At 45.5% G+C, this 24,511-nt stretch carries 25 protein-coding genes and 1 pseudogene; 23 read left to right on the plus strand and 3 right to left on the minus strand.

The window, feature by feature from the left end; translation table 11 throughout:
- Positions 1-14: 14 nt before the first annotated feature.
- Together ACEN8J_RS04700 and ACEN8J_RS04705 are read right to left on the minus strand one after the other, a co-directional pair.
- Positions 15-1,100, minus strand: a complete 1,086-nt coding sequence (locus ACEN8J_RS04700; protein ID WP_495594280.1) for a WXG100 family type VII secretion target — start codon at positions 1,098-1,100, stop codon at positions 15-17.
- A gap of 265 nt (positions 1,101-1,365) precedes the next feature.
- Complete coding sequence (locus ACEN8J_RS04705) at positions 1,366-2,115, minus strand: MORN repeat-containing protein (RefSeq protein WP_495594538.1); 750 nt, start codon at positions 2,113-2,115, stop codon at positions 1,366-1,368.
- A gap of 159 nt (positions 2,116-2,274) precedes the next feature.
- Here ACEN8J_RS04705 and ACEN8J_RS04710 point away from each other — a divergent pair, with 159 nt between their 5' ends.
- The 5 genes from ACEN8J_RS04710 (at position 2,275) to ACEN8J_RS04730 (ending at position 5,889) form a co-directional block, all read left to right on the plus strand.
- Positions 2,275-3,201 carry a cell division protein ZipA C-terminal FtsZ-binding domain-containing protein gene (locus ACEN8J_RS04710; RefSeq protein ID WP_318627442.1) on the plus strand — a complete coding sequence of 309 codons (927 nt, stop codon included), beginning with the start codon at positions 2,275-2,277 and terminating at the stop codon, positions 3,199-3,201.
- 20 nt (positions 3,202-3,221) lie between these two features.
- Entirely contained in the window at positions 3,222-3,923 is a 702-nt protein-coding gene (locus ACEN8J_RS04715; RefSeq protein ID WP_495594281.1) for a DUF1963 domain-containing protein, read from the plus strand.
- A 99-nt stretch (positions 3,924-4,022) separates the two neighbouring features.
- Entirely contained in the window at positions 4,023-4,493 is a 471-nt protein-coding gene (locus ACEN8J_RS04720) for a DUF6097 family protein (RefSeq protein WP_029515525.1), read from the plus strand.
- A gap of 52 nt (positions 4,494-4,545) precedes the next feature.
- Entirely contained in the window at positions 4,546-5,013 is a 468-nt protein-coding gene (locus ACEN8J_RS04725; protein WP_495594282.1) for a hypothetical protein, read from the plus strand.
- A gap of 78 nt (positions 5,014-5,091) precedes the next feature.
- Positions 5,092-5,889, plus strand: coding sequence for a hypothetical protein (locus ACEN8J_RS04730; protein ID WP_069010496.1), 798 nt, complete (start codon positions 5,092-5,094; stop codon positions 5,887-5,889).
- Between the two features lie 28 nt (positions 5,890-5,917).
- Here ACEN8J_RS04730 and ACEN8J_RS04735 read toward each other — a convergent pair whose 3' ends face one another.
- Positions 5,918-6,340 carry a hemerythrin domain-containing protein gene (locus tag ACEN8J_RS04735; RefSeq protein WP_029515522.1) on the minus strand — a complete coding sequence of 141 codons (423 nt, stop codon included), beginning with the start codon at positions 6,338-6,340 and terminating at the stop codon, positions 5,918-5,920.
- A gap of 169 nt (positions 6,341-6,509) precedes the next feature.
- Here ACEN8J_RS04735 and ACEN8J_RS04740 point away from each other — a divergent pair, with 169 nt between their 5' ends.
- The 18 genes and pseudogenes from ACEN8J_RS04740 to ACEN8J_RS04825 all read left to right on the plus strand — a co-directional run bounded on the left by ACEN8J_RS04740 (position 6,510) and on the right by ACEN8J_RS04825 (position 24,481).
- Entirely contained in the window at positions 6,510-7,298 is a 789-nt protein-coding gene (locus ACEN8J_RS04740; protein WP_049816889.1) for a YwiC-like family protein, read from the plus strand.
- Between the two features lie 14 nt (positions 7,299-7,312).
- Positions 7,313-8,428 (plus strand): TIGR04053 family radical SAM/SPASM domain-containing protein, encoded by a 1,116-nt coding sequence (locus ACEN8J_RS04745; protein ID WP_069010498.1) that lies wholly within the window; start codon positions 7,313-7,315, stop codon positions 8,426-8,428.
- Complete coding sequence (gene hemG / locus ACEN8J_RS04750) at positions 8,412-9,833, plus strand: protoporphyrinogen oxidase (protein ID WP_029515519.1); 1,422 nt, start codon at positions 8,412-8,414, stop codon at positions 9,831-9,833. Before ACEN8J_RS04745 ends, hemG begins: the two co-directional genes overlap by 17 nt.
- Before the next feature lie 109 nt (positions 9,834-9,942).
- Positions 9,943-10,662, plus strand: a complete 720-nt coding sequence (gene ric / locus ACEN8J_RS04755) for an iron-sulfur cluster repair di-iron protein (protein WP_209949808.1) — start codon at positions 9,943-9,945, stop codon at positions 10,660-10,662.
- 69 nt (positions 10,663-10,731) lie between these two features.
- Positions 10,732-11,268 (plus strand): annotated as a pseudogene (modA, locus tag ACEN8J_RS04760) (molybdate ABC transporter substrate-binding protein); the annotation flags it as partial.
- Positions 11,265-11,942, plus strand: a complete 678-nt coding sequence (modB, locus tag ACEN8J_RS04765; protein WP_029515516.1) for a molybdate ABC transporter permease subunit — start codon at positions 11,265-11,267, stop codon at positions 11,940-11,942. The pseudogene modA and the gene modB, both read left to right, overlap by 4 nt.
- A gap of 197 nt (positions 11,943-12,139) precedes the next feature.
- Positions 12,140-15,814, plus strand: a complete 3,675-nt coding sequence (locus tag ACEN8J_RS04770; RefSeq protein WP_029515515.1) for a nitrate reductase subunit alpha — start codon at positions 12,140-12,142, stop codon at positions 15,812-15,814.
- Positions 15,804-17,381 carry a nitrate reductase subunit beta gene (gene narH / locus ACEN8J_RS04775; protein ID WP_028542275.1) on the plus strand — a complete coding sequence of 526 codons (1,578 nt, stop codon included), beginning with the start codon at positions 15,804-15,806 and terminating at the stop codon, positions 17,379-17,381. Before ACEN8J_RS04770 ends, narH begins: the two co-directional genes overlap by 11 nt.
- A complete protein-coding gene (gene narJ, locus ACEN8J_RS04780; protein WP_029515514.1) occupies positions 17,374-17,940 on the plus strand; it encodes a nitrate reductase molybdenum cofactor assembly chaperone in 567 nt (188 codons plus the stop codon). Before narH ends, narJ begins: the two co-directional genes overlap by 8 nt.
- Complete coding sequence (narI, locus tag ACEN8J_RS04785) at positions 17,940-18,623, plus strand: respiratory nitrate reductase subunit gamma (RefSeq protein WP_029515513.1); 684 nt, start codon at positions 17,940-17,942, stop codon at positions 18,621-18,623. The genes narJ and narI overlap by 1 nt, the downstream gene beginning before the upstream one ends.
- Before the next feature lie 45 nt (positions 18,624-18,668).
- Positions 18,669-19,121 (plus strand): GAF domain-containing protein, encoded by a 453-nt coding sequence (locus ACEN8J_RS04790; protein WP_029515512.1) that lies wholly within the window; start codon positions 18,669-18,671, stop codon positions 19,119-19,121.
- Complete coding sequence (locus ACEN8J_RS04795) at positions 19,122-20,186, plus strand: PAS domain-containing sensor histidine kinase (protein ID WP_029515511.1); 1,065 nt, start codon at positions 19,122-19,124, stop codon at positions 20,184-20,186. It abuts the gene before it with no gap.
- Positions 20,187-20,193: 7 nt separating this feature from the next.
- A complete protein-coding gene (locus ACEN8J_RS04800; RefSeq protein ID WP_023989699.1) occupies positions 20,194-20,841 on the plus strand; it encodes a response regulator transcription factor in 648 nt (215 codons plus the stop codon).
- A gap of 22 nt (positions 20,842-20,863) precedes the next feature.
- Entirely contained in the window at positions 20,864-21,394 is a 531-nt protein-coding gene (locus ACEN8J_RS04805; RefSeq protein WP_029515510.1) for a hemerythrin domain-containing protein, read from the plus strand.
- A 166-nt stretch (positions 21,395-21,560) separates the two neighbouring features.
- Entirely contained in the window at positions 21,561-22,715 is a 1,155-nt protein-coding gene (locus ACEN8J_RS04810) for a nitrate/nitrite transporter (RefSeq protein WP_029515509.1), read from the plus strand.
- Positions 22,708-23,727, plus strand: a complete 1,020-nt coding sequence (locus tag ACEN8J_RS04815) for a ThiF family adenylyltransferase (protein ID WP_069010503.1) — start codon at positions 22,708-22,710, stop codon at positions 23,725-23,727. Before ACEN8J_RS04810 ends, ACEN8J_RS04815 begins: the two co-directional genes overlap by 8 nt.
- An 84-nt stretch (positions 23,728-23,811) precedes the next feature.
- Positions 23,812-24,255, plus strand: a complete 444-nt coding sequence (locus tag ACEN8J_RS04820; protein WP_069010504.1) for a molybdenum cofactor biosynthesis protein MoaE — start codon at positions 23,812-23,814, stop codon at positions 24,253-24,255.
- Positions 24,248-24,481, plus strand: coding sequence for a MoaD/ThiS family protein (locus tag ACEN8J_RS04825; protein ID WP_495594283.1), 234 nt, complete (start codon positions 24,248-24,250; stop codon positions 24,479-24,481). The genes ACEN8J_RS04820 and ACEN8J_RS04825 overlap by 8 nt, the downstream gene beginning before the upstream one ends.
- The last annotated feature ends 30 nt before the right edge of the window (positions 24,482-24,511 follow it).

Consider the following 24,511-nt stretch of genomic DNA (forward strand, 5'->3'; position numbering starts at 1 on the left):
GTTAGGTGTGTATATTATTTGAATAATTTGCTGGCCCAGCGTATCCCTTTTTCGGCAAATTTGGCGACTTTTCCGCCTGCCCAGCTTCCCACTGTACCGCCGACGTATGCCCCGACGGCTGCGCCGACCGGACCACCGATAGCACCGCCTATGGACCCCAAAACGACAGCGCCGCCATAAGTTGCGGCGGTTTTAATCGCTACGTTAGAAGCAGATACAGCTACATCCGTTCCGGTAAGCTTCCCGCTTTTCCATTTTCCAGCCAGACTGATACCCTCGCCCACAATATTCATGGTGGCATTAATAGGGTAGAGCTTTTTGGCAATCATACCGGGAATTTGGCGGGTGGCTATGCCGTAACGTCCTTTTTCCACCCCGGCGATGACGTTCCGTGTCCACTGAGGAAAGCTGTTGGCTTTGTTGAATCCGAGGCCGAGCTTACCCATTTGAAGCTTTCCAGCTAAACGATCGAAGCCCTTTAAACCCTTCATCACAATACCCGGTTTGGCGAATTGGCGGTTTAGGCTTTTGCCTAAATTACGCATAAAAGTATTGTTACCCTTGCCTTTCACCCATGCCGCATTATGTATAACCGCTCGAGTGGGATTCTTCAGACTTCTCTTGAATTCTACTGTTTTGGTGAGCACAAGTGTGGAAGCCAGACCGCTATAGATCGCTGTTCCGGCAAATCCTAGTTGCCCGCGCCATTTGTTGGCCTCTGACAGGCTGTTAATGGCTATATCTGCTGGATCGGGTCCTTTTTTCCCGGAAGTTGCCCCTTCGCTGTTGCTGATCTGTCCGCTGTGATCTCCTTTGGTAATCCCCGTGTCTGCTTGGGTGTCTGTTTCCTTGAATTTTACTGCAATGGAACGCAGCTCTGTGCTGACAGAACTGACAGTTTGAGTGAAAGCATCCATTTGTCCACGAGCTTTATGAAAATCCTGATAAAAGCGCTGCTGTGTTGTTCCTGCCCAGCTATTTTCCAACATCTGAATATGCTGTGACAGTTGTCCGCAAATTTGTGTCCCCAGCTCACGTGCCTGTGCGAACTGCCTGGAAACCGCTTCTAGTTTCTCAGGAGGAACCATAATTTTAGCCATGATGTCCACCTCGGATGATTAAAATAATTACTTATATTTTAGTGAATCCAGTGGGGGTTAGCAAAAAAAGGAGGGGGTTTTAGTGAAAAATAAGTCATTTGTATGAGTTCATGAGGGTGCATAAGGGAGAATAGTAGGAGGTGTATGATCCGAAGTTCTTATAGTCATTCATAACGAAACGAAAAAAGCCACTCTTTTCAAATGGAGCTTTCCATTAGAAAGAGAGGCCTTCTTGCGTAGAGACTAATACATATTTCGCGTCGGTTTAATTACTTAGCGGAATCTGCTTGGACAGCTTTTCAAACTGCTGCAAGTGAGGAGTGACCTTGGCAGTAATACCTTTGAGATACTTAATGGACGCTTGTCTTTGGCGTTCTTTGGTAGCAGTCTCTTCAGGGAACATGGAGTATTCCTTTTGGACAGAGCCATTTTTATAATTTACGGAGAAGAGGTCTCCTTTTTGCCACCTTTGGACCAGATCTTGATTACTGTGTAAGATATTTATTATTTCATTGCTATTTTTATAAGTGAAGCTGTAGTCTGGATCGGCCACAGCGTGGATCACTTGGTAGCCGTTCTGTAATCCATTGTTCTGAAAAGTACCTACTTGGATCTCGTTCGAACGTACGGTTCCATCCGTTTGCGTCACTTTTTCAGTCTGCGTACCCTTGCCGCTCATCGTGTCATTGCTCCATGTTCCGTTGTATACGACTTTATGATTCTGTCCATCTGCATCCGTGTATTGATTTGTATATTTTCCGGTACCTGATCGCTTGCCATTCACAAAATCACCCGAATACTGCTTATATTCGCTCCATTTGATCGTACCACGTCCGTTAGGCTGCCCATTCTCGACCTCTCCATAGTAAGTAGTCTGACCGGATAGCTGAAGCAATTCCTTGGTTGCAGCCGCATTCGCCGCAGGTGTACTTACAGACAGCGCTCCAGATATCAGCGATGCGGACACCATAATAGGCAGTGATAGAGCCTTCCCTTTTTGCCAAAGTTTTTGCATCATGAGTTCTCCCCTTTCGAAGCTTTGAATTTCTAAAAGTTAAGTTCAACAACCCAGCAACGTTTTTATACTATTTTGTGCTTGGTGATTTATAGTTTAATATATATTGAGAATTATAGGAAACTGTAAAGTGAAAACAGCTAGTTAGGAGAGAGATTCATGAATTTACCCGAACATGGGAGTGAGGATGTATCGAGCATCCTTGCCGTGGAGTTGGAACATGAGCCTGTCAAGACCATAAAAGGAATCCATCAAGTGGAGCCTGATGCTAATATCTATTGGCTGATTGATGTGGAATTTAGTGGTTTTACGTTGTCAGATGAGGATATTTTGCAATTGCTCAAAGGATATATCGTGTATGGGCATGTTCATGATTTACAGGTGTGGACTAGTGTGGGGCGCAGACCAGCAGGCGAATGCCATTTTGATAAAATTTGTGTTTGTATAGATATATTCGATAATGTAGAGATGCAGGTTTGTTTGGATGAAGTCAAGGTTGCAGACTTTATGAACACACTGCCAGCGCGTTTTCAGGAGAAGGGAACTGTTCATGTGCTTCCTCGAGAGGATGCTCACCATGCACGTGCAAAGGCGGAAAAACTTAAAGCATTTACAGATCAGGAAGGTGAAAGGGAACACGCTGTCATGCTTAGGCTAGTAGCGGATCAAGGCCAATCTTACCGTGGAGCGGATATCTGGGATGTCATGCTGAGTCTCGGAATGGAGTGGGGAGATATGGACATTTTCCATGCACACCATCACGGGACGGGAGGTTATGATGAACTATTTAGCGTACATACGGGAACCGAGCCTGGCTTTTTTTGGTTGAGTACACTCGCAGAGGATCGCTTTGCAGATTTAATTTTCAGTATGGATGGGGTGCGAACCGCGCAGCCGCAAACGGTGTTTGAGGTGATGTGGAAAAGTGCCGAATATGCACGCACCAGACTCGGTGGGACATTAGTGAATGAACAGGGTCTGCCAGCTGTGCCGGAAGATTATCTACATCAGATTCAAGAGATGGAAGATCGAATAAGAGAGTTTGGATTTAAAGCAGGCGAGGATGTTGTTCTGTTTCTATTCTAGATTAGAAAGGAGTGATTTCGTTGTCCAGCAACGCTATTGAGAAGCTAAGAACGATTCTAAAACGTAAAGCTACGATTTTTCATACAGGGGGTCGTAGACCGTCGGATTCCCTTGAACAAAGCTGGATTGGTAGAGTTACAGTGGCTTTGCCAACGGAGGAACGACCCATTGATGTACAGGGGAATGCTATGGCTCCGATCATGCAATTGTATTTGCCGGCCTTGCCCTTTGTCCCTGAAGCTATGCGTAGCATCAAGCTGTTGACAGTCTTCCTGTCTCCCGATGTACTGGATCATGAGGACATGGAAGGGTATATGTGTATTCGTGAGTATACGTCGGTAGAGGATTTGGTCAAAAAAGATTTTGGTCCGTCATTTATGCAAATCAAAGCATTTCCGCTGTTCCCTGAACTCAAAGAGAATGATTATCCGGTCTGGGACGGTGATGACATCCCTGAGGAATACGGCGATGCCCTTAACCAAATGGACGAGGAGGAACCCGACTATTTTGAGGACATCGTAGAGGAAATATATGCGGTTCACAAAATCGGTGGCTATCCCAGCTTTATTCAATCGGGCATTGACTTTGGCGAGGGCTATGAATTTGTATTTCAGATTGCTTCGGATGCCAAAGCCCAATTGAATATTGTGGATGGAGGCAGCTTTTATTTTGCCAAGCATCAGAATGACGGAGTCTGGCGGGGTTACTTTGATTTTTACTAATAGGCTCATTTAGAGAGCAGTCTGGAACCGATCGTTTTGTAGAGCATGGCAACCCTATATACTCGTAAGTTAGATACTATTGAAGTGGAGTGAAAAGATATGAATGTTTTAGGTCAGCTGGGATCTGCTATCCAGAGTAGTTTATTTATTCAATCCGAACTGAAGAAAGCTCATGCATTTATTCAGGAGCACGATCTGCCTGTAGAGCAGGTAGAACATGATTTTCACAAGCAGATCATCGTGCTGGAGCAATATGCGGGAACTCGCGTTTTTCAGCGAGGGCTTGCCAAATACAAAGTAATCAATGCAATGCTTATGATTATATCAGTGATCATATTGCTGGCAGCAGGCATCGTTGCAGCAATGGAATATTTACAACCCGAACGACATTTGCTGCAAGTGCTGGCGAATGCCATGTTTGACTATTGGGTTCCCTCTATTACTTTGCTCAGTGTTGTATTCGTGGGTGTGATCGTTCTCGCCATCGTTAGAACTGTTTATGCCAAACAATTACATACGAGGGTGCTAGATCGGGCCTGGCAGGCCATTTTCAATCATGTGGACAAATAAGGGCAGAGAGCAACTGTAGGAGATTGGCATAATAGCTGAAGGAGTGGCAGCAATGAATGACTGGGAATCGGGAATCATTCAGGTCGATGGTGAGCGTGCGATTTACTCATCGTTAACGGAAGATCAGTTGTTAGAGGCCGATTGGTATTCGAAATATTTTCATTCTGTAAGAAAGCTAGGAAATGAGTATATCTGGTATCATTTCGATCAGGTTTCTTTGCTGCGTCGGCATTTTTTTGTGTCTGTATGCTTTAAGGATACAAGCCTAGTTGTCGCGGAGATTTCGCTCCAGGGCAATGAATTTCCAACTTCGTGGGATAATTGGTCTGAAGAAGGGGAGAGAAAGCGGCAAAGGGAGCATGATCGTTTGTTACAGCAACATTTGTCCGTAAAGCCAAGCTATCGTCAAACAAAGCCTTACCCCTATATGGAATATAAACTGAACTGGGGGAAAATCTCTTCTTATTTTGACCCCCGATCGGGAAATACGGCCATTGCTTTTAAGTATAAAGATGAATAGTGATCTTACATAAAATACACGACAACCCTTCGCTTTTTGTTGGAAGTGAGGGTGTTGGATGAGTAAGGGAGATATGTTGTGGATAAAAAGGCGAAAAAAATACTGATGAACACATTCTGGTCCTCTAGCGGCTGGAAGCAGGAGCGGGGATCTTTTTCGGGTGAGGATTTTGAATATGCCAAAAGTAAGGGCTTGATGTTCGATCCGATCACCATTACACATAACGAGATTATAAACAGGCTGCATGAGCTGCACCAGCAAAAGGCTACAAAAGAACGAGTGGCAGCAGCATTTTTGCATAGTCTTTCCACGAAAAAGGTTCATTTACGAAGCGCCTTATCGAGCTGGGCATTAACCGCAGGGCTTCCTTTGCACACCTATGGGGAGCGGCCTGTCGTCCTGCCCAATTACAGTAGCTGTGGGGATTGTAATTTTAATAAATTGATGTCCGATAAGGAATACGTCAATAAAGATTTGAATGTGCTAAATTTTGAACGAATCAAATGGGGCGGTATTCGTCTGAACCACCTTCTGTATTGCTGGATGGACCTTGAATTGTTCAGTCAAGAAGAGGATGTTCAGGTTTCCGATGAGGATCTAGCTATACTCCATAACATGCTCGAAGCTGTTCAGAACTGTGATGCTCAAAGCAGTGCACGTCAATTGGAAAAGCGCTGGAAGGATGTGTTTCCATCCAGCAAAAACGAGCGTGATGTCGTCATGGAGGTGTGGGGATATGCCGGACTGCTGGTCCCACAGGACACGCCTCGTAAACGACAGCACGGCAATCATGATTTTTATTCCGTAGCAGCCTGGCAAGGAGATGACGGATACTCACAAGAGGCGTTGGACTATTTCTTTGGTACGTTTTTATAGAGAATGTGAATCGTTATGCACATCTTGATTATGACGGTTGCTCAAACAGCAAACGTTCTTCTTCCCGACTATGAATGGCATTGACAACCAGAAGCGCGTGGAACTGTTGAAGAACTTCAGGCGTAAGCCCTTCTTCACGGATCCCGGCTTTGAGTTCTTTTACAATGATTCGGAGCAGATCATGATCTCGTGTAAGTTTGACGACAGCCTCCTGCAGTTCCGGTTTTTTCTCGACCATTTCCTGATAGAATCCTTCCTCTTCTGCATCAGCATGGCTGAGAATGCGGGTTTCCCAATATTCGATCAAGTGGTCGGCAGCCTGGCGCGCCACCTGGAATTCTTTCGCTTCGAGTAATTCCTCTACTTCTCTCGTCTTATCTAGAGCGCCAGATAGCCCGCCTTGATGAATGGCATGATGAGCATGCAGTTGACGTAAAGAAGGTCCTCCCATAACAGTTCATCCTTTCTTTGTTCCCTTTTTTAGTACAGTATAGCATAAGAAAATAGCGTTATTTTTCCGGTTAGGATTTTCCCCTCTAAGGAAAAGGGAACTCCCTAATTGGTTCAATTTCATATAATACTTAGAATGAAGTTAGAAGATAAAACTCAATCTTGGGGGAATGGATGATGAATCGATTAACCGAAATAACAGACATAAAAAAGATTGTGAAAAAAGGATCAAGGGTTTGAGGGGGATGAGCAGATACATACCCAATCAACATGGAGCCTGGGCTATGCTCATTCTTCCATTTTTATTCGGTTTAGCTGCTTCTCGAGGGGATCTCATTCATATACCCCTATTTGTGTGCTGGTTTTTTATCTACTTATTCAGTTTTCCTGTCCTCCAATGGATCAAAACAGGCAGCAGTGAAAGATACCGCAAACCCGCCGTTGTATACGGAGTGATATTACTTCCTTTGTTAATTTCACTGATATGGTTTGAGCCTGCCTTGATCTGGTATGGAGTTCTTTTATTGCTCTTTTTTATGGCTAATATTTATTTTGCGAGAACGAAAAATGAACGTGCTTTACTCAATGACATTGTTGCAATTCTACTCTTTTGTTCTTTTATATATCCCGTTATTTATATGGGGGGAGGAGAGGATTGGAGGGTAGCAACAGAGCTATTCTTGCTTTTGGTGCTTTACTTTATCGGAACTGCTTTGTATGTCAAAACGATCATTCGTGAAAGAAAAAATATACGTTACCATTATGCTTCCGTTATCTATCATGTGGTGATTTTGTTGTTTGCCATTTGGTTAAAGTTATTTCTGTTTGTTCCTTTTTTAATTTTTTTGATAAGAGCCATATGGCTTCCTAAACTCGGATTAAAGGCAAAACAAGTTGGCATGGCGGAAATTGGATTTTCAATGATGCTCTATGTTTTTGTGTTGTTTTTATATTTCTAAAAGGAGAGACATCAATGATATCTTTAAAAACGCCGCGTGATTATCATACTGACCCGTTTATAGTCATCTGGGAGGTTACACGAGCTTGTGCTTTAAAGTGCCTTCACTGTAGAGCGGAAGCTCAGTACAAACCTGATCCTCGCCAACTGACACTAGAAGAAGGTAAGAAGCTAATAGATCAAATCGCTGAAATGAATCATCCGTTGCTTGTATTCACAGGCGGAGATCCTTTAATGCGTCCTGATCTGTTTGAACTGGCTCAATATGCAATTGAAGAGAAAAATCTGTCGGTTTCAATGACCCCCAGTGCCACTCCTAAAGTGACACGAACAGCGGTAGAAAAAGCAAAGCAAGTTGGATTATCGCGGTGGGCATTTAGTCTGGACGGTTCATGTGCCGAGATTCACGATCATTTTCGGGGTACAGCGGGTTCTTACGATACGACCATGCGAGGAATTGGTTATTTAAAGGAACTGAACATCCCTATTCAAGTGAACACTACGGTATCCCGGTACAATCTTCATGATCTGGAGCAAATTGCAGAAAGAGTAAAGGAAATGCAGGCCGTGTTATGGAGTTTATTTTTCCTTGTTCCAACTGGACGTGGCATGGAGAAAGATATGATTACTCCTGATGAGCATGAAGCCGTAATGAAATGGTTGTATCAAATACAGCAACAGATGCCGTACGGAGTGAAGGCTACAGAAGCTCCTCACTACCGGAGGGTCGTGCTGCAGCAAAAGCACAGCGCAGGTGAGAACAGTGTAGCAGACGGACAAAAGAGGGCAGATGTTTTAGGACGTGCTCCTAAAGGCGTAAATGACGGAGATGGATTTGTTTTTATTAGTCATATCGGCGAAGTATACCCGAGTGGTTTCCTGCCTCTTATGTGCGGGAATGTACGAAAGGATAGCTTGGCAGACATTTATCGCAACTCTCCGATCATGATGAATCTTAGAGATAAGTCCCTACTTAAAGGTAAATGTGGAGTCTGTGAATTCAAGGCTGTCTGTGGGGGCTCCAGAGCAAGGGCTTTTGCAATAACAGGAGACTATTTGGAGAGTGACCCTTATTGCGCTTATATACCCGGGGTTGGAGAGGAAAAGTGTTTTCATGAAGAAAAGTTCTAAAAAAGTCGTTATTCTCGGTGGAGGAATAAGCGGTTTAAGTGCTGCCTTTTATGTGAAAAAGCTGGCTGAGGATCGGCAACTTGAAGTGGAGATTACACTGGTGGAGAAAAGTGAACGTCTAGGAGGAAAGCTGCAAACCGTTCGCCAAAACGATTTTATGATCGAAAAAGGACCGGATGCTTTCTTGGCCAGAAAGACGGCAATATTGGATTTGACTATGGAGTTGGGGCTGGAAGCAGATCTGGTATCGACAAACCCGAAAGCCAAATCTGCTAGTATTTTGCATAAGGGCAAACTTCATACGATGCCGATGGGCTTCATTCTGGGCATTCCAACAAAGCTCACTCCCTTCATTCGGACAGGACTTATTTCTCCGCTGGGAAAAGCACGGGCAGCCCTGGATTTAATCATTCCGGCAAAGAAAGGTGATGCAGACGAATCTCTAGGTGATTTTATCAAACGGCGTCTCGGCAAAGAAGTTCTGGACCAGATTACGGAACCTCTGCTGTCTGGAATTTACGCTGGGGATACACATTCCCTGAGCCTCATGTCAACCTTCCCTCAATTTAAACTAATGGAACAAAAGCATGGAAGTCTGATTAAGGGTATGTCTAAAGGGGCGGGGAGAAAGCCAGCAGTACAAGACAACCTGCCGGATATCGCTAAGAAAAGTATGTTTCTTTCTTATCGGCTAGGATTATCTTCGATCGTGGAGCGGCTAAAGGAAAGGCTGGATACCGTACGTTTTGTTATGGGGCAAGGTGTAGTTGAAGTAAGGAAAGAAAGCGGTTATCAGGTCATTTTAGAACATGGACAAAAAATAGATGCGGATGCGGTGATCTGCGCTGTTCCAGCTTTTGAAGCGGCTACATTATTCTCCGGCGTTGCAAGCGCTAGCTGGTTACACAAGATTCACTATGTTTCCGTAGCCAATATTGCTCTTGCTTATAAAAACACAGATCTTAATCTTAATTTTGAGGGAACGGGATTTTTAGTACCCCGCAAAGAAGGCAAAAAGATTACAGCATGTACTTGGTCTTCGACGAAGTGGAGCCATACTGCTCCTGAAGGATATACGCTTTTACGGACCTACATTGGACATGCAGGTGCACAGGAGTGGATTCAGATGACAGACGATCAACTTGTGGATGCCGCGCGTAAAGATTTGAAAGATTTAATGGGCCTGGAAGCGGAACCGGAATTCACCGAAGTCAGTAGGTGTGATCGATCAATGCCGCAATATCCGATTGGACACAAAGAGCATATGGCGAAGATTAGACAGGACTTCGCACAGGATTTACCGGGTGTTTTTCTATGTGGTGCCGGCTATGGGGGCGTTGGAATTCCAGATTGCATCGCTCAAGGGAAAGAAGCGGCTGAACAGTTGCTTTCTGATTTTTTATAATCAGGCTCTTTCCACGAATGAAAGAGGGAACCCCCTGATTGGTTCAGCTTTAAGGGAGACGTAGAATGAAAGGTAAGTATAAAATCGAAGTAAGATGGAGGAATGGAAGATGAGCCAGTTAACGGAAGAAACATGGGTGGCGGACATTGTGAAAGCAGTACCCAAAACGGGAGATCTGTTCCGCAAACTGAGGATTGATTTCTGCTGTGGAGGGAAAATATCGCTCCGTGAAGCAGCAGCCAATCAAGGTCTCCACGCTGGTGAACTGCTGAAGCAGATACATGAAGTGGAAGAAAAGCAGGCACAGCATAAGCAAATGCAACCTCCTTCACTCGAACCCAAAGAACTAATCGCCTATATTCAAAATGAGTATCATACGAAGCTTCGGGAAGAACTATCGGCGTTAACGCCGTATGTAACCAAACTAACGCGGGTTCATGGCGAACGTTATCCGCATCTAAAGCGAGTTAATGAACTGTTCACCTTGCTTAAACAGGAAATATCGGAACATATTCAATATGAGGAGGACCTTGTGTTTCCGATGATTGAAGCATTTTTACAAGAATCAACAATGGAACGAGCAGATGAGTTAAATCCAATTTTGTCCAAGTTGCAAAACGAACATCAAACGGTGGTGGAATTCCTGAAGGAAATGCGCTTGATCACAAATGGCTTTGAGCCGATGCAGGAAGCTTGTGGTACGCACCGACTCGTATTGAAGCGGTTAGAAGACCTGGAAGCAGATATTTTCAATCATATTCTTCTTGAAAATTGTACATTGATCGAACGTACGAAACAGGCACAGCTAATAGCGAAACCCATTAATTAATGATGAACTAACATGAGGAGCCGAACCAATTGCATAAATTAATTAAAAGTAGCACTGTTTTCGTTTTGGTTATTTCCATCATTTTCGAAGAAAAACTTGAAGTCTCTCGTAGATCAACAGTTAATAGAGAGTAATAAACAAAAAACATGGCTGACGAATGAATTGGTCGCGGTTATCCCAGCAGATGGGACGATGGACATTGCGAGTGTAACCGATTTAACAAAAAGAGAAGTGAAGAAAGTTGCGATCGGAATTCCTGAAAGTGTTCCTGCAGGCAACTACGCACAGGAAGCGCTGACGAAAGCGAAGCTTTGGGACACGTTACAGAGCAAGCTGGTTCAAGCAAAAGACGTTAGACAAGTGCTGCAATATGTGGAAACTGGGAATGCTGATGTCGGATTTGTATATAAAACAGATGCATTGACTTCACAAAAGGCAAAAATCGCCTTTGAGGTGGATCCCAAAGCCTATTCACCTGTTGAGTATCCAATCGGAATTATCAAAGGTTCAAAGCACATTCAAGAAGCCGAAGACTTTTATGCATACCTACAATCACAAGAATCTCTGAATATTATGGCTAAGTATGGATTTACCATACCGAAGTGAGCATGCAAGATATAGATTGGAATGAATATTGGCCTCCTATCCGCTTATCGTTGCAGGTTGCACTGTTATCCAGCGTTCTAGTAATCATATTAGGTTTGCTTGTGGCATGGTCCATGTCACGGTTAGGTTTATTTAAAGGGAAAACGGTTGTTGAAACTGTGCTTATGCTGCCCTTGGTACTCCCACCGACGGTTGTTGGTTTTTTACTACTAATATTACTAGGACGAAAAAGCGGGTTCGGACGTTTTGTGGAGCAATGGTTTGGAGAACCTATTATATTCTCGTGGTGGGCTGGGGTTATAGCAGCGGTGGTAGTGGCTTTTCCTCTTGTCTATCGGACACTGAAAATGGGATTGTCTTCTGTTGACCAGGACTTGGAAAACGCGGGACGTTCGATGGGTGCAAGTGAATGGCAGGTTTTCCGGTATATCACCTTTCCTTTAATTTTCCCTTCTTTTAAAGCTGCCTTTATACTCGGTTTTGCCCGCGGTCTGGGCGAATTTGGTGCTACGTTGATGCTTGCCGGAAATATTCCGGGTAAAACACAAACGATTCCGACGGCCATTTATATTGCGGTGGATTCTGGGCATCTTCCTATGGCCTGGGCCTGGACGTGCTCTATCATACTCATTTCTTTTATCATGCTCCTGTTAACGGGCCAAAAGAACAATTAATCTCTTCATATAAGCTTCCTTTAGCAGAGGGAGGCTTTTTTGTATCTTTCGATAGAACGAGGGATTTCCTGTAGCGCTATAGGACATTCCCTAATGGGAACAGCGATGAATGAATTACATAATGAGAGTAAGCGAATGAACCTTCCCATGGAACTTGCGTTGGGATGATTTATTCTAAAAAGGAGTGTTGGTCATCGATGAAAAAAAAATACAACCTCAACTTTTTTAAACCGATCGAAAGCTATTCGGGAAATTGGTCAATCCTTGAGGAAAAAAATAGAGAATGGGAAAACGTGTACCGACAGCGTTGGTCTCACGACAAAGTGGTTCGGACGACTCACGGAGTGAACTGCACGGGTTCCTGTAGTTGGAAGGTTTTTGTGAAAAACGGCATCATTACCTGGGAAAATCAACAGATCGATTATCCTTCCTGCGGTGTAGATATGCCAGAATTTGAACCGCGAGGATGCCCGCGTGGCGCTACATTTTCCTGGTATGAATACAGTCCATTACGTGTGAAATACCCTTATATGCGCGGTAAGCTGTTGCGGCTTTGGCAGGCTGCCATCCAGGAACATGCCAATCCGGTGGAAGCATGGGCAAGCATTGTGGAAGATCCGGAGAAAGCCAAGCTCTACAAAGCAGCTCGCGGAAAAGGCGGTCATGTCCGTGTCGCTTGGGATGATGTCCTGCGTCTGATCTCGGCGCAACTCATCTATACCATTCGTAAGTATGGTCCTGACCGGATCGCGGGCTTTACGCCAATACCGGCGATGTCAATGATAAGCTACGCTTCAGGAGCCAGATTCATTTCGCTTCTTGGTGGACAGATGTTGAGTTTCTATGACTGGTATGCCGACCTTCCGCCTTCATCTCCTCAAATTTGGGGTGAGCAGACGGATGTACCGGAATCTTCTGATTGGTACAATGCGGGTTACCTGATCATGTGGGGATCGAATGTACCACTTACCCGGACGCCAGACGCTCATTTTATGACGGAAGTACGTTATAAGGGGACAAAAGTTGTATCAGTGGCTCCCGACTTGGCGGAGAATGTGAAGTTCGCTGACAACTGGCTTGCACCACATCCGGGTACAGATGCTGCTGTAGCCCAGGCTATGACACATGTTATTCTGGATGAGTTTTACAAAGAGCGCCAAGAACCGATGTTCATTAACTATGCCAAACAATATACAGATATGCCGTTTATGATTCTGCTTGATCCGCACGAGGGAGCCTGGAAAGGTGGACGTTTCCTACGGGCGAGTGACCTTGGAGATGCTTCGCAGCATGCGGACTGGAAGCCAGTCATATATGACGAAGCAGCGGGGGAAATGCTGGTTCCGAACGGTACGATGGGACAGCGCTGGGAGCAGGATAAGAAATGGAACCTGATTCTGGAGCGGGAAGACGGAACAAAGGTTGAGCCCGCACTCACTGTGGAAGGTCATGGCGAGCAATGGGAAGAAATCGTATTCCCTTATTTTGATAACGCAGGTAATGGAACGTTCAAACGTGTAATTCCAGTCAAAAAAGTACGCTTGGCAGATGGCTCGGAACGTTACGTAGCAACCGTGTACGATTTGATGATGAGCCAGTACGGTGTCGCACGCAATGACAGCTCTCATAACGCCAAGAATTATTACGACGAAGCTTCGCATTATACCCCTGCCTGGCAGGAGAAGATCACAGGTGTGAAGGCGTCTGTTGTGGTACAGATTGCTCGGGAATTTGCCCAAAATGCTATCGATACCAAAGGGCGCTCCATGATTATTATGGGTGCGGGTATCAACCACTGGTTCAATAGTGACACCATCTATCGGTCCATCTTGAACCTTGTCGTGTTGACGGCTTCCCAAGGTGTAAACGGGGGAGGCTGGGCGCATTATGTGGGTCAAGAAAAGCTCCGCCCAATCGAAGGCTGGTCAACGATTGCCTTTGCAAAAGACTGGCAAGGGGCGGCTCGACAGCAAAATGCTACATCGTTTTTCTACTTTGCAACAGAGCAGTGGCGTTACGAAGAAAGTGGAACAGACACCTTGAAGTCACCGACTGGCGGGGATGTCAGTTACAGACATCCAGCAGACTACAACGTGCTCGCAGCGCGTCTGGGTTGGCTGCCTTCTTATCCACAGTTTAATAAAAATAGTCTGTTGTTCGCCGAAGAGGCAGCGCAATTAGGCAAAAAGTCCAACGAGGAAATCATTAATCATTCTGTGGAAGAGATTAAATCACGTAAGACACGCTTCGCTGTAGAAGATCCTGGGGCAGCCGAGAACTTCCCGCGTTCACTCTTTGTTTGGCGATCCAATCTGATTTCCAGTTCGGCGAAGGGGCAAGAGTATTTCATGAAGCATTTACTCGGAGCATCTGATGCCCTGCTTGCCCGGCCGAACGAGGAGCAGAAACCGGAGGAAATCGTCTGGAGAGAAGATGTAGAAGGAAAGCTTGATCTGATGGTTGCACTTGATTTCCGGATGACGACAACCCCATTGTACGCGGATATCGTGCTTCCGGCGGCAACCTGGTACGAGAAAACGGATTTGTCGTCCACCGATATGCATCCTTTCGTACACCCGTTTAATCCGGCCGTTAATCCACTGTGGGAATCCCGTGCGGACTGGGATATTTACCGCCAGCTTTCCGAAGTCTTTTCTGATATGGCGAAAGAGTACCTGCCAGGTATATATAAAGACCTTGTGACCGCGCCGCTTGCACACGACAGTGTGGGTGAAATTTCACAGCCGATGGGTCTTGTAAAGGATTGGACGAAGGGTGAGATTGAAGCGACCCCGGGTAAAACCATGCCGAATTTCAGCATCATCGAACGTGACTATACTAAAATTCACGATAAATTTATCTCACTCGGTCCGAATTTGACTACTGGGAAAGCAGGTGCGCATGGCGTCAGCTTCTCCGTAGCAGAAGAATATGAGGAAATGAAAAAGTTGAACGGAGTTTATTACGATGAGTCCATTAAAGACGGACTGCCAAAAATCCAGACAGCTCGCCAAGTGGCCAATGCAATTCTTCATCTTTCATCCGCGACTAATGGACGGGTGTCGCAAAAGGCTTATGAGCAGGCAGAAGAGCTTCACGGTGTTGAACTTAAAGACATCTCGGCTGATCGGGCAGCGGAAAGAATCACTTTCCAAAGTATCACGGCACAGCCTCGGGAAGTTATACCGACACCAGTATTCACTGGATCGAACAAGAAGGGACGCCGCTATTCACCATTTACAACGAATATTGAACGTCTCGTTCCGTTTCGTACTTTGACGGGAAGACAGCATTTCTATATTGATCATGAGATTTTCCAACAATTTGGAGAATCATTGCCGATCTACAAACCGACGTTGCCACCGATGGTGTTCGGTCCTCGGGATCGGGAAATAAAAGGCGGACAAGATTCACTCGTGCTTCGCTATCTGACACCGCACGGTAAATGGAATATTCACTCCACCTACCAGGATAACCAGCACATGCTTACGCTGTTTCGTGGAGGTCCTACCGTATGGATCAACAATGAAGACGCAGAGGCGCACGATCTTGCTGACAATGACTGGGTAGAGGTATACAACCGTAATGGCGTCGTAACCGCCCGGGCCGTTGTCAGCCATCGGATGCCAAGAGGGACTATGTTCATGTACCATGCTCAGGATAAGCACATTCAAGTGCCAGGCTCTGAAATCACGGATACACGCGGCGGTAGTCATAACGCACCAACAAGAATTCATCTCAAACCAACCCAGATGGTCGGTGGATATGCTCAGCTTAGTTATGGATTCAACTATTATGGTCCAATCGGCAACCAGCGTGATGTGTACGTTGCGGTACGTAAAATGAAGGAGGTTAACTGGCTTGAAGATTAAAGCTCAAATTGCCATGGTCATGAACCTGGATAAATGTATTGGCTGCCATACGTGCAGCGTGACATGTAAAACAACCTGGACGAACCGCAAAGGTGCGGAATATATGTGGTTTAACAATGTGGAGACTAAACCCGGTATCGGTTATCCGAAGCGCTGGGAAGACCAGGAATTATATAAAGGCGGCTGGCAGCTCCGCAAAGGGAAATTGGAATTGAAGTCAGGCAACAAGCTGTCCAAGATAGCACTGGGTAAGATTTTTTACAATCCAGACATGCCGGAAATGAAAGATTATTATGAGCCCTGGACTTACAATTACGAGCAACTGACCAACGCTGGTGAACAGAAGCATTCACCTGTGGCACGCGCGCACTCTGCGGTAACGGGTGAAAAAATGGATTTGGAGTGGGGTCCAAACTGGGAAGATGACCTGGCGGGTGCGCATGTAACTGGTCCGCTTGATCCAAATATTCAGAAAATCGAAGAAGAGATTAAATTTAACTTTGAGAAGTCGTTCATGGTTTATCTCCCACGGCTTTGCGAACATTGTTTAAATCCGAGCTGTGTCGCGTCCTGTCCTTCAGGTGCTATGTACAAACGGGACGAGGACGGAATTGTGCTCGTGGATCAGGAAGCATGTCGCGGCTGGCGGTATTGCATGACGGGCTGTCCATACAAAAAAGTGTACTTTAACTGGCAGACGAACAAAGCGGAAAAATGTACCTTCTGTTTCCCACGTGTGGAAGCAGGCCTGCCGACAGTCTGCTCCGAGACATGTACAGGACGAATTCGCTACCTCGGTGTTATGCTGTATGACGCGGATCGGGTGCTTGAGGCCGCTTCTACGCAGGACGAGAAAGAGCTTTATAAGGCGCAGTGTGACCTGTTCATGGATCCTAGTGATCCGGCAGTGATCGCTCAAGCGAGAAAAGACGGCATCTCGGAGGACTGGATTGAAGCAGCGCAGAACTCGCCGGTCTACAAGCTTGCCATTGAGCACAAGCTGGCATTCCCGCTTCATCCGGAATATCGTACATTACCTATGGTCTGGTATGTTCCACCACTTAGCCCGATCATGAATTACTTTGAAGGGAAAGACTCGATTGAGAATCCCGATATGATTTTTCCGGCTATCGAAGAAATGCGTACCCCTATTCAGTACCTTGCCAATATGCTGACGGCGGGCGACACCCAAACCGTGAAGGAATCCTTGCAAAGAATGGCTATGATGCGCTCCTATATGCGTGCTCAATCCACAGGACAATCTTTTGATGAAAGCCGTCTTGAGCGCATTGGCATGACACCTCGGCAGACTGAGCAGATGTATCGGCTTCTGGCGATTGCCAAGTATGAGGATCGTTTCGTCATTCCAACGTCGCATAAAGAAGGATATTCGAATCCGTACCGGGCTCAAGGATCTGCGGGTTACGGCGATACCATGGGAAATATGGGTTCAGGATCTGGATGTGACGGCTGTAGTATGGCAAGTTCAATGGGGATGGAAGAGCCTTTGAAAACGGGAAAAGAAATGTATGAAGAAAACTTCTACGGGGGTATTTGGCGTGATTAATGTAGCGAAGCTGTATGAATGCAAGCCATCATTCGGGTTTTTCGCCCAACAACTCATGTACCCGGAAAAGCTGGATTTTCATCCGGCTTTTCTGGAAGCATCGTTTGATCCAAACCATCCGGCATATACGTATGCGAACACCTACTGGTCCCTTATGCAAGAGTTCAGTATGGAAGAGATTCAGGAAATGTATACAGAAACCTTTGATTTTCAAAAAAATTGTGCACTATATATGACTTACTTCAAATTCGAAGATGCAAAAGAACGGGGACAAATGTTGGTCAAGTTAAAGGTGCTATACGAGATGTATGGTCTTGAAATGCCAGATGGTGAGCTGCCAGATTACCTTCCGCTCATGTGTGAATTTCTGTATGCCGCCGAATGGTCGCAAGATCCGAAGACGACAGAAAACTTCCGCATGCCAATCGCGATCCTGGAAGACGGCACATATCATTTACTTAAAGCGCTGGAGAAAATGGAAAGCCCGTATTTTCATCTGGTCAAGGGACTGCGCGAAACGCTTAAAGCATGCGTAGAACAGGAGGCAGCTGCGCAATGATGATGCTAGAGCAGTTTTTATGGGTTATTTTCCCTTATATGTGTGTGGTCGTCTTTATTGTAGGGCATATTTTCCGCTACAGAAATGATCAGTTCAATTGGACAGCGAAATCAAGTGAGTTTATTGAAAAGAAACAATTGATGATCGGAAGTCTCTTATTCCACCTGGGTATTATCCCGGTTATTATGGGTCATGTATCCGGTCTGGGCATACCCAAAACCTGGATGCATGCACTGGGTGTAAACGATCATCTATATCATATTGGAGCAGTTTATATTGGTGGAATATTTGGAGCGATGACGTTCCTCGGTATGTTGATTCTTACCTCTCGTCGATTTACAATACGCAATGTGCGCCATTTAAGTACGGCGTCTGATTTGATAGTAAACGTATTGCTTTTGGCCATTGTATGCATGGGGATGTTTGCGACTCTCGTAACGAATGCGGTACAGCCAGAATTCGATTATCGAGAGACGATCTCAATCTGGTTCCGCGGTTTATTCGTATTCCGTGTCGACCCGACACTGATGAGAGACGTACCGATGTCCTTCAAGCTTCATATTCTTATGGCCTTTGCGATTTTTGCATTCTGGCCGTTTACCCGGCTTGTACATGTGTGGAGTGTTCCGTTGAATTATGTGCGCAGAAGTTATATCCTTTACAGAAGACATAAATCGAATTAGGAAAGCGGGCTCTGCCTTCTTTCCTAATTCTATTAGGAGAGAGCGATGAATAATAGGATGGATTATCAAAGGGAGCTTGAGCGAATACGCGAACATTTCGGTTATGATTTCATGGCGCTTGCTCTGGTTGAACCGGCCGAATATCAATACGTAATTAAATGGAAAAATGCAGCCGGTAATTTAAATGATCGCTTTAAGCGAATTGTACTGCAATCCGGAAAGGGCATAGCAGGAGTCGTGTTCAAAACTGGGAAATCCGTTTTCATTCCATCTGTTCATCAATATGTGGGGGCAGACAACCTGTTTAACTACCCGATCGTTCAATCCGAGAAACTCAAGAGTCTCGGGGCTGTTCCCCTATGGAATGATGCTCGCGTCGCGGGCGTACTGCTTGGTGGATTTCGGGAAGAACTGCTGATGACCGCAGCCATGATGCGTGATTTGGAAGCTTTGGCGCATAGGGGATTTGGAGAGTTGAACGGGAAGGAAGTGATGTAATTGACATTATCTGTAGGGACTGGCTCTTTGAATGCGCTAATGGTGAAGTTGTTTGAGAACAGTACAGAAGCCATTTTCTTTTTTGATGGGCAAGGGAACACCCTAGCTATGAACCCGGCAGCGGAGGAGATTGTGAGCGATGACGTCCTCATTCAACTCTATGAAGGGAAGGAAAAAGCTTTGTGTGGAACATGCAGGGGCTATACAAGCGAAACGGAGCCCCGTACCTGCCTTGATTGTTATTTCAATATGCCAGAATCCAAGGATTTCGCTTCTTTTCAGGTATATCTGGAAACAAAGAGCAACGGAATGATCCCCTATGCCGCTTCTTTTCACACCATTGATTCTGAACATGGAACAAGGGTGTTGATGTTGAGGGACTTGACTCCGCAATTTCAGACGCAGGAAAAATTGTATCAAAACAAAATGATGAAGCATGTCATTGAAGCGCAGGAAAATGAGCGTAAACGGCTTTCCAGGGAACTGCACGACAGCGTCGCCCAGGAATTGATGAGTGCGGTTGTTGAGCTGCGGGTGTTAAAATACATGACGAATGATGAACAGCTCATCAAAAACATGAAGCAGACTGAAGCATCCATGACGCGATTGCTGGATGATATCCGCAACCTGTCTGTGGAACTACGCCCCGCCACACTTGATGATTTTGGGCTTGAAGCGGCATTTCGTTCCCACTTTAAGAGGGTTGAACAAAGCTTTGGTCTTGTCGTTGAATTTGTGTCGGATCTTCCCCAAAAGCGATACGGAAGTGAAAAGGAAACGGTCATTTACCGTGTCTGCCAAGAGGCTGTTCTCAATGCCTTAAAATATGCCCAGGTAGACATGGTTAAAGTTTCTTTGACTGAGCACGATCATACGCTTCGTTTGACTGTAGAGGACGATGGAATTGGCTTTGAAAAGGGGAGCCAGCCTATTGGAACGGGATTAGGTTTATATGGCATGCAGGAGCGAGCAGAGCTGGTAGGCGGAAGTTTTGGCGTCCTATCAAATGTGGGTCAGGGAACCAAAGTCTTTTTGCAAATTCCGATTGGCCAAGAGGAGGAATAGAGACTTGATCAAAATTGTGTTAGCGGATGACCATGCTATTGTACGAAGCGGATTTTCCATGATTTTGAACTTCCAATCGGATATGGAGGTTGTCGGAACGGCTGCGGATGGCATTGAAGCGTATACGATGGTAGCTAAATATCGTCCGGATATTCTAATCATGGACCTCAGCATGCCCCCAGGCGAAAGTGGATTGATCGCCACAGGCAAGATTAAAGAAGACCACCCTGATACTAAAATTCTGATTTTGACCATGCATGACGATGAAGAATATCTTTTTCATATTTTAAAGAATGGTGCTTCAGGATACGTTTTGAAAAATGCTCCAGATGAGGAGCTATTACTTGCCATACGAACCATTCATGGGGGTGGGACTTATATCCATCCTAAAATGGCTACTTCTCTCGTTCGTGAGTTCATCAAAAAAGATACAACGTCACAATCAGAAGATCCTTATGAGATCCTGTCCAAGCGGGAACTGGAGATTCTGCCTCTGGTCGCAAAAGGTTACGGTAACAAGGAAGTTGCGGAAAAGCTGTTCATCTCTGTCAAGACGGTGGAAGCAAATAAAGCGAAGATCATGGAAAAATTGAATTTAAGAAGCCGGCCTGAACTGGTCCAATATGCATTAAAGAAAAAAATGCTGGATTTTTAGCCGATGAATGGAGGAAATCCGCGTGCTGGAAAATGAGAAACTGCGCTTTTCCAAACCTGCCATGCGTATTCTTGAAAATGAGCATCGATATCTAACATATCTGATGGATGAATGGCATGCCATTGTATTGTGGTTTGAGCAGCACAGAATACTAGATTTGGAAGAAGGCCGCAAGCAACTGGAAAAACTGAGAATGCAGATTCTCGACTTTAGGGTACCCCTCAAGAAACATACCGAAAAGGAAGAAGAACACTTCTTTTCTATGCTAGGAACCTACATTGGTTTTGAGCAGGGACCGCTCGTCGGTATACAGGAGGAGCACCGTGAAATAGAGGGCTATATCGATCATTTTCTTCATCAGACGGAGGGCGATTTGAGTTTGCTCACGCTTGATGACATTCAAGAGGCAGCCAAGAACGCGGGAGAGGCCTTTGAAGTGCTGACTGTACATTTTATAAAAGAAGAAACTGTACTTTTTCCTATGGCAGAGCAACAGATCAATCGGAATGATCTAACCAAGTTATGTGACAAATTAAATACACTTATCTCTTAAAAAGACCAAGCCGCTTCCTATAGAAGCGGCTTTTTTATATTTTCAGGGAGTCCCCTGTCGGGTAAAGGGGAGTCCCCTATATTCGAACAGATCGGCTAGCGGCTACAATGGGGACAGAAATTCAATTTAATAATTCGACAGAAAAAACGTTGAAAAGGTGAGTTAAATGATTAGAAAAATGCAGTTACCGTTACAAACATTGAACTTGATTCTTGGATTCATGGTATGGGTTATCATTTCTTCGCTTATGCCGTTCATTACGGAGGATATTGCTATTCCGCCCGGAAAATTGGCCATGGTCACGGCGATTCCGGTCGTGCTTGGTTCGATTCTGCGCATCCCGCTTGGTTATTATGCCAACATCTTCGGAGCAAGAATCGTTTTTCTCGTTAGCTTTATTTTGCTTTTGTTTCCCGTCTACTATATCAGTGAAGCTTCTACGATGACGGATTTAATTATTGGTGGCTTGTTCCTTGGGATTGGAGGAGCTGTGTTCTCGGTTGGGGTGACTTCGCTGCCGAAGTATTATCCAAAGGAAAAGCATGGGTTTGTAAATGGAATGTATGGTATAGGAAACTTGGGAACAGCCGTCACTACCTTCTCGGCCCCTATTGTGGCTACCCAAATCGGCTGGGCCCCTACAGTGAAGCTGTATCTCATTCTGCTGCTTGTTTTTATCGTTTTGAATTTCTTCTTTGGGGATCGTCATGAAGCTAAAGTGAAGACGCCCATTATGGAGCAGATCAAAGGGGTTTATAAAAATGAGAAGCTTTGGTTTTTCTCGCTCTTTTATTTTATTACATTTGGCTCATTTGTAGCGTTCACGGTGTACTTGCCGAATTTCCTGGTATCAAATTTTGAACTGACCAAAGTGGATGCAGGGATGCGTACAGCTGGCTTTATTGCGATTGCTACTTTCTTCCGCCCTATCGGTGGCTGGCTGGCGGATCGGTTTCAGCCTCTGTTCCTGCTGGTAGGCACGTTCTCTGTTTATACGGTCGCTGCGATTCTTTTGGCTTTTTCACCAGGGATCACCCTTTATACAGTAGGCTGCTTGGCGATCGCTGTATGTGCTGGAGTAGGGAATGGCGTCATCTTCAAGCTAGTTCCATTTTATTTTAATAAACAAGCAGGTATAGTTAACGGAATTGTATCCATGATGGGCGGTCTCGGTGGCTTTTTCCCTCCGATCTTGTTGTCGACGATTCATGCCGCTACTGGCCATTACTCCATTGGATTCATGCTGCTCTCCCAAGTGGCGCTGGCTAGCCTGATCCTCGTCATATGGCTGTATTATCAAGGGACACAATCTAATGAATGAGCGTTATTCCAGACAGATCTTATTTAGACCCATTGGTGGCGAAGGGCAGCGTAATCTATCCGCTGCTGTCGTCACCATTATCGGTTGCGGGGCACTGGGTTCTGCCATTGCCGAAACACTGGTAAGAGCGGGCGTTGGGGAGCTCCATCTTGTTGACAGGGATTACGTAGAGATGTCGAATCTGCAACGTCAGCAGCTGTTCACGGAGCAGGACGCCGCGGAAATGCAGCCCAAGGTTATGGCAGCCGAAAAAAGGCTGAAAGCCATACGAGAAGACGTGCGCTTGCACACATATCTCGATAATTTAGATGCTGAGCTTGTTCTAGAACTTGCCAGCAAGAGTATATTACTGATGGATGCTACGGACAATTTCGAAACTCGTCTGCTGATCAACGATGCTGCACTGAAGGCAGGAATTCCATGGATTTATGGAGCCTGTGTTGGAAGCACAGGCGTTGTTTTTCCATTCGTGCCGGGCGAGTCAGCTTGTTTACGCTGCCTTCTGCCATCGCTGCCTGCGATCAATCAGACCTGCGATACGGCTGGAATCATCTCACCCGCAGTCCAGGTGACAGCCGCCCTCCAATGTGCAGAAGCCATGAAGTGGCTGAGCGGCGGACGTGATAAGATGCGTCGCAAGGTTCATCTATTTGATCTATGGGAGAACACGCAGATGGACATAGGGATTTCCCGCATCCGTAACCAAGATTGTCCAGCCTGTGGAGAACATCCTACGTTTCCTGCACTGACAGCATCACGTCGCTCGGCGTATGCTGCTCTGTGCGGACGGAACGTGGTACAGGTTCTTCCAGACCCACAACGTCCGATCACGCTCGATGATGCAGAAAAAATGGGCAGGCTTATAGCAGATCGTGTAAAAAGAACCCCTTATTTCGTTGAATTTTATGCTTTTAAGCATCGAATGATTTTATTCAAAAACGGAAGGCTTCTCATACACGGTGTACGGAGTGTTGCCAACGGTCAAAAACTATATCATCAGCTGTTCGGTTAAATGAGATATAGATACAAAAAGCAGAAATATTTAAAGAGTCTGTCACCGGAGAGTGGATTGTCCGGGGGCTGGAAGGTGGAAAAGATGAGTGTATTTGAAATCGTGACGGAGCCCATTATCCCGCAGGGTTATGCGGATTATGTCCTAAGGCCGGAAGCAGGAGCGGTGACTATTTTTACAGGGCACGTACGAGAATGGACTCAAGGCGTACGGACCTTATACCTTGCTTATGAGGCCTATGTCCCCATGGCCCAAAAAAAACTCACAGAGATTGGTCGCGAAATCGAACAGAAATGGGAAGGGACGCGAGTGGCAATCGCGCACCGCATTGGCGAGCTTAAAATCGGTGATATCGCCGTTGTCATTGCCGTTTCTTCACCTCACCGTTCGGATGCGTATAAGGCAAATGAATACGCGATCGAACGAATTAAAGAAATAGTTCCTATTTGGAAACGAGAGATTTGGGAAGGTGGAACGCAGTGGGTCGGAGATCAAAAGAAAAAGCCGGGGGAGATCAGTCATGATTAAGCTGTACTACTTTGCGGGACTCCGTGAGGTGACGGGAAAAACAGAAGAATTGGCAGATTTGGCGGGCCAAACGGTAGGCGATTTATCCAATTGGATAACAGATCAATATCCAGATATGCCGATCGAGTCTGTGCGAATTGCGATAAACGAGGAGTATGCGTTGTCTACGGATGTATTACAGGATGGAGACATTGCAGCCTTCATTCCCCCAGTCAACGGTGGCTAATAATAACGATGCTAAACAACTAGAAAGGAG

Source organism: Paenibacillus sp. Paensp38, from assembly GCF_059491915.1.